The sequence below is a fragment of the Microcoleus harperi Pol14_C6 genome, from assembly GCF_036701295.1.
In the GTDB taxonomy this organism is placed as follows: domain Bacteria; phylum Cyanobacteriota; class Cyanobacteriia; order Cyanobacteriales; family Microcoleaceae; genus Microcoleus.
The window spans coordinates 1-7,476 of sequence record NZ_JAUBQN010000085.1; the positions used below are offsets into that span (position 1 = coordinate 1).

A 7,476-nucleotide genomic window follows, 5' to 3' on the forward strand; every position below is an offset into this window, starting at 1 on the left:
AAGATACTCGGTTTGACAACAGGCGCAGCGACCGCCATAACGTTCGATGCGCGTTACGATCGGGCGAATTGGTGGTAGTTCTATTTTGTCATAGACTGCTTGCAATTTTTGGGACGTGGCAGTGACTGTTTCTGAACACTGCGGGCAACTTTTGATTTGAGCGACAATGATTTGGTCGGGTTCGGGATGTAGATGTCTTCCCCCTCCTGCTCTGCCGATGCTTTTTTGTCTTTTGACTCCTTCTATTTTCGATGGCTTCGGCTTGATGTTGGACTTGAATCCTTTTGATGGTGGAGTGCTTGAATTCGAGCTGGTTTTGGCGGGAGATGAGTTGGGTTTTGATTCGTCAGTGTCTAATGCTGCCCGCAGTTTTTGGATTTCCTGCCATAGCTCTACTATCAAGGCGTTTTTGGCCTCATCCGATAGTTGTTTTAGGTCAGGGAGTTTTTTCATTCCTTTATCTAATGTTTATCTCGTTCTCTTGTCAAGGGGGTTTAGCAATTACGAATATTCTAACGGACGCACTGACCACAGTGGGTCATTTCACAAACCGCAACGAACCTTTCTCCTGGCATTCTTGACGAGCCTATTCGTCGTCTGTGGTCGAGCCAACTACACCAATTTAAGCCGCTATAGTCCCCTGTCAGAGCGAACGTTTCGTCGAAATCTAAACAGAGGAATTGGGTTTGAATCGGTGAATAGTCATTTGATTCAAACCCACGGTTCTCGGGAAGGAGTTCAAATCCTAGTGGTGGATGCGACGTTTCATGAAAAAAGTGGTCGTCATACACCCAATCAGGATGGGTTCTACAACGGCAAGAGTGGTCAAGTCGAGACGGGATTGGAGTGGTCGGTGGTGGCAGTGGTCGATGTAGAGCAGAATACAGCCTATGCGTTATCGGCAAAGCTTACGGAAGCGGGCCTGTCCGACCGACGAGATGTTGCAGCCGACGAAATAGAGCATCAAGTCTGTAGGAATCGAGTCGATTTCTATTTAGGCCATCTAGCCTATTGTCAGACCTATGTACCCAAACGAGTTGAATATGTGGTTGCTGATAGCTTCTACAGCAAACGGAAATGGGTGGATGGGGTCGTGAACCTGGGGTGGAATGCCATTGGAAAACTGCGACAAGACGCGAATTTAAAATATCTGTATCAAGGGCCACGTCGGTCTGGTCCTGGTCGTCAGAAAACCTATGACGGCAAGGTTGCCCCATTGGAGCGACAATTAAAATATTTCACGTTAACTGAGACCTTAGACGATGGGACAGAGCTGTGGACGGCCGTGGTCTGGTCGGTTTCTCTTGACCGCCGGATTCGTGTAGTTTGCTTAAGAAGACTCGTCGAGGGGAAAGAGCGGTATATTCTGTTGTTTTCCACCGATGTTAATCTGAGCGCCAGCGATATCTTGGCTTATTATCGCGCTCGATTTCAGATTGAGTTTATCTTTCGTGATGCCAGACAATATACCGGAATGGTCGATAGCCAATCTCGCAATCTGGATGCCCTGGATGCCCAGGTCAATGGTAGTTTGACAGCCCTAAATTTAGCCAAAGTCACTTTGAGACAAGAGGCTACCGTCACAGCTCAACCGACACCAGAGGTTATTTCATTTTCTATAGCGTCGTTCAAACGAAAAGCTTTAAATGAGCATTTACTAGAACTATTTATCGCCATGTTTGATTTGGACCCGACTTGGATTAAATTAAATCCCAACTACCAAAAGCTTCTAGAATATGGCTCTCTCAAAGCTTGAGCGACCGAAAATCTGTCCGGACTGTTGTTTTCTAATACAGTCCTAAAATTGTTTTTAGTAATATCTTTTTTCAATTCTTTAGAAAGTATTTTCCAAAGTTGCGATCCGACATTTCTGACATGACTTGGACTTGAGTAAACTTCTTGAGCTATTTGCGTGTAAGTTGTGTCTTGTAAAGTTCCCCGCAGAATAGCTTCTTGCACGTAATCTAAATGCTTTCCCGTCTTAGCAAAAATTAGCTCATCTGCCAGTGTCAAAACTTCGGCAATATCCATAGATTAGGGAGAAGCTGGAGTTTACGCGATTCATTATACCTGACTTTTCGTACAATTGTGACATTTTTGATTTTGTCATCTATCTAAAGTCAGGACTTTTCCTACACAGCTCATCCTTTATATTAATTGATTAAGGTATTAGCAGGATATTTTTATGAAGCGAGTGCGGTGGCTCAGCGGTTTGTTCTCGGCTGGGGTGTTGTCTTTTACTTTAGGGACAGTTGGCGCACAAGTGGCCCAGGCCCAGCGCGAAATCTATATATTCGAGCTGAACTGTGTTAGGAGATGGAATAGCTATTATGATACCAACAAGAAAGATGTTTCCATAGCCAGAGAAATATACACCAGCATTCTGGAAGCACAGCCTTTGGGTATCACCTGTAGACTACCTGGGGGTCCCGCCTGTCTCCGAATCGAGTATGGAGTTAGCGATCAAGATAGCAAACCCCCTGCGAAAATAGATGTTTATGTAGATGGAAATCAAGTAACTTCCCAGGTAGGGAAAGCTGGGCAGGTCAATTCAGTGCTGGTCGATGTTAGTAATGGAAAAAGTCTAGCTATTGATGTCTCTTGTTCCAGAGCAACAAATTGTGACAAGGGATTGTACTACTTCTTCTGGTTCCACATTATACCGGGCGCAAGCTCTCCAGGGAGAAGATAAATTATGAGTATTAGCCGCCGTCAATTTAATCGAATCGTCATCTGGGGTGGCGCTTCTTTTGCTGCTTCCGCCACATCCGGTATTTTTTTCCCCAAACCTGCCGAAGCTTATTCCCTAGAATTTCCGATTAGCGCTTTATCAGCCGATCGCGTTTTCAACGGTATTCAAAAATATTGTGGAACACAGCCCATCCCCGGCGTTCTCTCACCAATCTTACAAGGCAATACTAATGTTAGCAGTAAAATAGAACCAGCGGTCGCTAACGCCATTCGCACGGCAGATAAAGAATTTGTCAACCGCAATTTTACTAGCAAAAGAACCGAATTAGCCGAGACAGGCAGCGGTTCTAATTTTGCATCAGATACCAGTCGGCTGTGGGGCCGAAAAAGACAGGAGCAAGTCGGCCCGAATGTTGGCTTTGGCTTCGTACAAAAGTGGGAAGATCAGTATAGCGATGCCAAAATTTCCGGGCCGACAATGTGCGCTATTCATAATTCTCAACAAGTCTTAGCCGATCAAAGATTAACACCTCCAGAAATCGCGGCTTCTGTATTGCCAACGCGATCGCGAATAGATGATACGAGCTCTTGGGGAGGGGATGCGGATGCGTCTGCTGGGAGGAATCCTGGTGCTGTTTTTGCTCAATACAATACAGCCGCCGGTACGGTGACATCTCGCTACGATGTAGTTGAACCGGGGCCGAAAGGTTTTGGGCGTGTTGAGTTTACTATTGAAGCGGAAGATCAGCCTCGGCGGGTGATTTTGGTGACGGTGAGGTTTTAGGGGAAGGATGTAATAATCGGCTCAGATTCGGCGGTTGAAACCGCTACTACACACACGAAGTCCGCCCACGCGGACTGAAGAATTAAAGAGATTTTTAGTCCGCCCAGGCGGACTTTGTTTGTGTAGCCCCGAATTACATTCGGTGGGGCTATTTTTGCAATTGACCAATCAAATCTAATGCTTTTTGTTTGAGCATCATCGTTCATTCCTTGAGCCCTAAATAAACGGGCGGCTTGCTGCAAATCTGCGATCGCCCCTTTTGTATCTCTCATTCTCGCTAAAGTAATGCCTCGATTAGCATAAGCCTTAGCATAACTGGGATTGAGCTGAATTGCTTGAGTGTAATCAGCTAAGGCAGAGCGATCGTTATTGATGCGAAACAGCGCCAATCCTCGGTTAAAATAAGTGTTGGCGCGACCGGGATTGATTTGCAGCGCTTGATTGAAATCGTCGATCGCCCCTTTTTGATCGCCCAAGTCGGAAAGCGCCAATCCTCGGTTGTTGTAAGCCGCTGCAAAGTTTCTATCCAAGCGGATGACTTGAGTATAATCTGCGATCGCCCCCGGTTTGTCTCCCAATGCCGACAAAACCAGCCCCCGATTGTAGTAAGCGTCAACATAACCGGCATTTAGGGCGATCGCCTTGCTATAATCAGCGATACTTTTGGGCATTTGTCTCAAATCGGAATAAGCAAGTCCCCGATAGAAATAAGCTTCCGCGTAATCAGATTGAGTTTGAATTGTTTGGTTGAAATCGGCAACAGCCCCTGACAAATCTCCCTGGTCAAACCGAGTTAAACCGCGAACATAATAAGTTTTAGCATCATTGGGATTGTTCAGCTTCAGAGGCGCATTAGCTGTTGGAGAGGTATTTATCAAAAGTGCCGATCGATTTAACCCCGCTTCCGACAGTTTAGCTAGAAAAGTGTTGATAGGAATTGCAGAATTAAACCCTGTTTTAGTAATGGCTGAACCTGTGATAAGTTTTTTATCGGTATCTGTGACATAATCATAATCGATATCGCCCTGTCCGTGAATCCCAACTACGCGCCCTTCTACATCAAATACCGGCCCCCCACTCATTCCCCCTTTGGTGACAGCGTTGTAGCGCAAAGTATAACCTTGTGCATGATTCGGGAGACGGCTGGTAACAAAGCCCGGTGAAAATTCAAAATTGCGATTGGTTCCGGACTTTTCTTGCAACTCATTAGCTGGATAGCCAAACACAAAAATTCCTGTACCAACTGCAGCTTGTTCGGCATAACCTAAAGTCACAACAGGATAAGATTCTGCACTGTTAAATGTTACGACTGCTAAATCTGGAGCATTCTGGCCTTTCTGCAATAGTACACTACGGGTTACTTGATAATCTTTTCCTGTAGAAGTGCGAATCGTATAAGTAAATTTAGGATTGACAACAACGTGATTAGCTGTCAGTACAGTGTAAGTCGTGCCTTTTTTAGAAATAATAAATCCAGTTCCGCTACTCACCATTTTGGGAGATTTACCATTGATTTGAACGGTTACCGATTCAGCTATTTTTGCAATTTCTGGAGAGGAAATCGCCAAAATCGGTGCAGGCGCAAAAATGACTATTCCTGCTACCGTTACCGTTCCTGCTAGGATGCTGGTGAGGGAATCAAACCGCGAATAACCCCTATTCATACGTGATTGCTGAAGAGTAAGATTTTTTATACTCCGAATAGTATAGATTAAAAGGAAATTTCTGAAAACCAGAAACGCTGGATGTTTTTAGATGATTTCGATTTTTATGACATTTCGTACATTTCGTATATTTCCGCCCTTGCCGGCCTTACTCTGCCATATTTTAATTGTAGATGTTATAGCGTAAACGCATCTCAATTCAGTGGACATAAACTCATGCTTATGAATCACTAACATCTGGTGCATCTCAGTGAAAGCAAATATATCAAGCGGAAAGTTGACCATTAAGATAAGCACAGCGAAGAGAAAGGAATTAGGAAACACTCTCGATCTTCCACTGCGATCCTGATAGTTTCACCCTGACTCCTATTCGTTTAATCTTTGATTCCACTGTTCCATAACCGATAGAACTTAAAGATGCTTTTTTATAGTATCGGTAGTTACAGCACTTTGCATGACTAAGAGGTACAGTAACAGCAGTGAGCAAAATAATTTTATATTTGCTTACTTGAACATAATTGCACTCCCAATTCCAATAATTTTTCTACTATCTGTACACTTCGAGGTACATATCTCCTGACTCTTGTACCTAATCGTTAAGTAAAGTGCTGTAAGGTTCAGTCAGCGCACAATGTAATAGGCACTTGAATGCAACATTGTCATTCGCGAAAACGCCACATAACAACCCGCATTGCACTCTTTTCAAGAACAGGCTTTCCGGCCTGTTCTACAAAGAGTATATTTCTCCTGGGGTGGGCAGGAGAGCGCGGCCATAAAAGGCTTATTGAAAATGGTGAAACATCTCAGGTTAAGCAAACTTAATCTTCAAATAATCATCCTCCATCTTCGCCCCGGAAGGTTGCAGGGCGGCTAAAGCTTGGGGCAACACCAAATTACGGCGGTGATTCCCAATCCGAACATTCAACTCATCTCCCGTTTTGCTCAACTGGATCTGATCCTTAGCAATTCCGGGCAAATACAGTTCCAGACTATATTGATTGTTTTCCTGCACGATCTTAATCGTATTCTCTTTGTAATAAACTTGACTTGGGTCTTCGTCTTTGTAAAGCGTTTCTTTCAACCGTTCTAAAGATGCCAAACCGCACATTTCTTCAGAATAAAGTGGCACTTCCTTAACTGGCAGCGGCATGAAATCTGAGTGAATTTCCTGACGGTACTCTTCCTGGCTTTCTTTCCACCGTTTAAAAAATGGGTCAGTTACTTCTGCAGGAATAATCCGGTTAGCTACTACTAAATCAGTGGCTACATTGTACAAACTCAAATAGGCATGAGCGCGCAGAGACTCTTTAATTACCATTTTTTCAGGATTGGTAACTAACCTTACTGAAGTGACTGTATTGTTAGTTAGAACCTTTTCTAAAGCTTCGATTTGTTCGTAAAATTCGTAAGGTGCATCCATCACCTCTTTGTCTGGTAAAGAAAAACCCGCAATTGGTCTAAAAATAGGTTCAACTAAAGGTCTAAGGGCGGCTGATATACCTTGCAGTGGCTTGTAAAATTTTCTCATGTACCAGCCGCCAACTTCGGGCAAACTTAGCAGTCTCAATGCTGTGCCAGTCGGAGCAGAATCGATAATTAAAACATCAAATTCGCCTTCGTCGTAATGCCGCTTCATTCGCACTAAACCGAAGATTTCATCCATTCCTGGCAAGATGGCTAATTCTTCAGCTTGCACTCCTTCGAGTCCCTGGGCACGCAAAACTTGAGTAATGTACCGCTTAACGGCTCCCCAATTGCCTTCTAATTCCCTGAGAGCGTCTAATTCAGCTCCCCACAAATTCGGTTTCACCAGCCGCGAATCGTGCCCGAGTTCCATGTCAAAGCTGTCGGCTAAGGAGTGAGCGGGATCAGTGCTCAGCACTAAGGTTTTGTATCCCAATTCGGCACATCGCAGCCCAGTCGCAGCGGCTACGGAGGTTTTGCCGACGCCGCCTTTTCCGGTCATTAATATTAAGCGCATTGATTGTTTAGCTCGCCTGAAAGTAGTTTACTCTTATATTGTAACGTTATGTAACAAAAATTAATTTGCTGGGGGAATTAATTTGGGTGACAATCAGTCGCCGGACACAGCACATTTTCGGTCATTCACGAAATTGCTCCCATGTCAAGATCAGTGAAAATTATTTATCTCAGACATCAATTGCAACAAATAAAAATCCATCAGCGTTCATCTGTGTTTATCTGCTAACATCTGCGGTTAAAAAAGGGAGCTCGCTCTTGAAACACCATTTTTTATTGCTAACAATACTCCGGACAGTTTTTAAATAGGGATGCTTACGCAATAAAGCACAGAAGCGAAAAAACTGAGTGCTATCT

Annotated in this window: 6 protein-coding genes and 2 pseudogenes; 3 read left to right on the forward strand and 5 right to left on the reverse strand. The window is 44.2% G+C overall.

Annotation, left to right across the window (positions count from 1 at the left end; translation table 11 throughout):
• Nucleotides 1-453, reverse strand: a pseudogene (locus tag QUA27_RS26785) (hypothetical protein); the annotation flags it as partial.
• On the opposite strand from QUA27_RS26785, the gene QUA27_RS26790 reads away from it, so the two are divergent.
• On the forward strand, nt 350-1,756 hold the full coding sequence (locus QUA27_RS26790; protein ID WP_445251558.1) for a transposase: 1,407 nt from the start codon (nt 350-352) through the stop codon (nt 1,754-1,756). The pseudogene QUA27_RS26785 and the gene QUA27_RS26790 overlap by 104 nt on opposite strands.
• On the opposite strand, the gene QUA27_RS26795 is transcribed toward QUA27_RS26790, so the two are convergent.
• Nucleotides 1,717-2,031 carry a helix-turn-helix domain-containing protein gene (locus QUA27_RS26795; RefSeq protein WP_333072039.1) on the reverse strand — a complete coding sequence of 105 codons (315 nt, stop codon included), beginning with the start codon at nt 2,029-2,031 and terminating at the stop codon, nt 1,717-1,719. The two genes, QUA27_RS26790 and QUA27_RS26795, sit on opposite strands and share 40 nt — an antisense overlap.
• 154 nt (nt 2,032-2,185) lie before the next feature.
• On the opposite strand from QUA27_RS26795, the gene QUA27_RS26800 reads away from it, so the two are divergent.
• Both QUA27_RS26800 and QUA27_RS26805 read left to right on the forward strand, forming a co-directional pair.
• Nucleotides 2,186-2,692 carry a hypothetical protein gene (locus QUA27_RS26800; RefSeq protein WP_333072040.1) on the forward strand — a complete coding sequence of 169 codons (507 nt, stop codon included), beginning with the start codon at nt 2,186-2,188 and terminating at the stop codon, nt 2,690-2,692.
• Between the two features lie 3 nt (nt 2,693-2,695).
• Nucleotides 2,696-3,475 carry a Tat pathway signal protein gene (locus tag QUA27_RS26805; protein ID WP_333072041.1) on the forward strand — a complete coding sequence of 260 codons (780 nt, stop codon included), beginning with the start codon at nt 2,696-2,698 and terminating at the stop codon, nt 3,473-3,475.
• Here QUA27_RS26805 and QUA27_RS26810 read toward each other — a convergent pair.
• From QUA27_RS26810 to QUA27_RS26820, 3 genes and pseudogenes are all read right to left on the reverse strand, one after another.
• Nucleotides 3,472-5,139: a tetratricopeptide repeat protein gene (locus QUA27_RS26810; RefSeq protein WP_333072044.1), complete on the reverse strand. Its 1,668-nt coding sequence runs from the start codon at nt 5,137-5,139 to the stop codon at nt 3,472-3,474. The genes QUA27_RS26805 and QUA27_RS26810 overlap by 4 nt on opposite strands.
• Nucleotides 5,140-5,452: 313 nt before the next feature.
• Nucleotides 5,453-5,662 (reverse strand): annotated as a pseudogene (locus QUA27_RS27585) (hypothetical protein); the annotation flags it as partial.
• A 285-nt stretch (nt 5,663-5,947) separates the two neighbouring features.
• On the reverse strand, nt 5,948-7,120 hold the full coding sequence (locus tag QUA27_RS26820) for a TRC40/GET3/ArsA family transport-energizing ATPase (RefSeq protein ID WP_333072045.1): 1,173 nt from the start codon (nt 7,118-7,120) through the stop codon (nt 5,948-5,950).
• Nucleotides 7,121-7,476 lie beyond the last annotated feature (356 nt).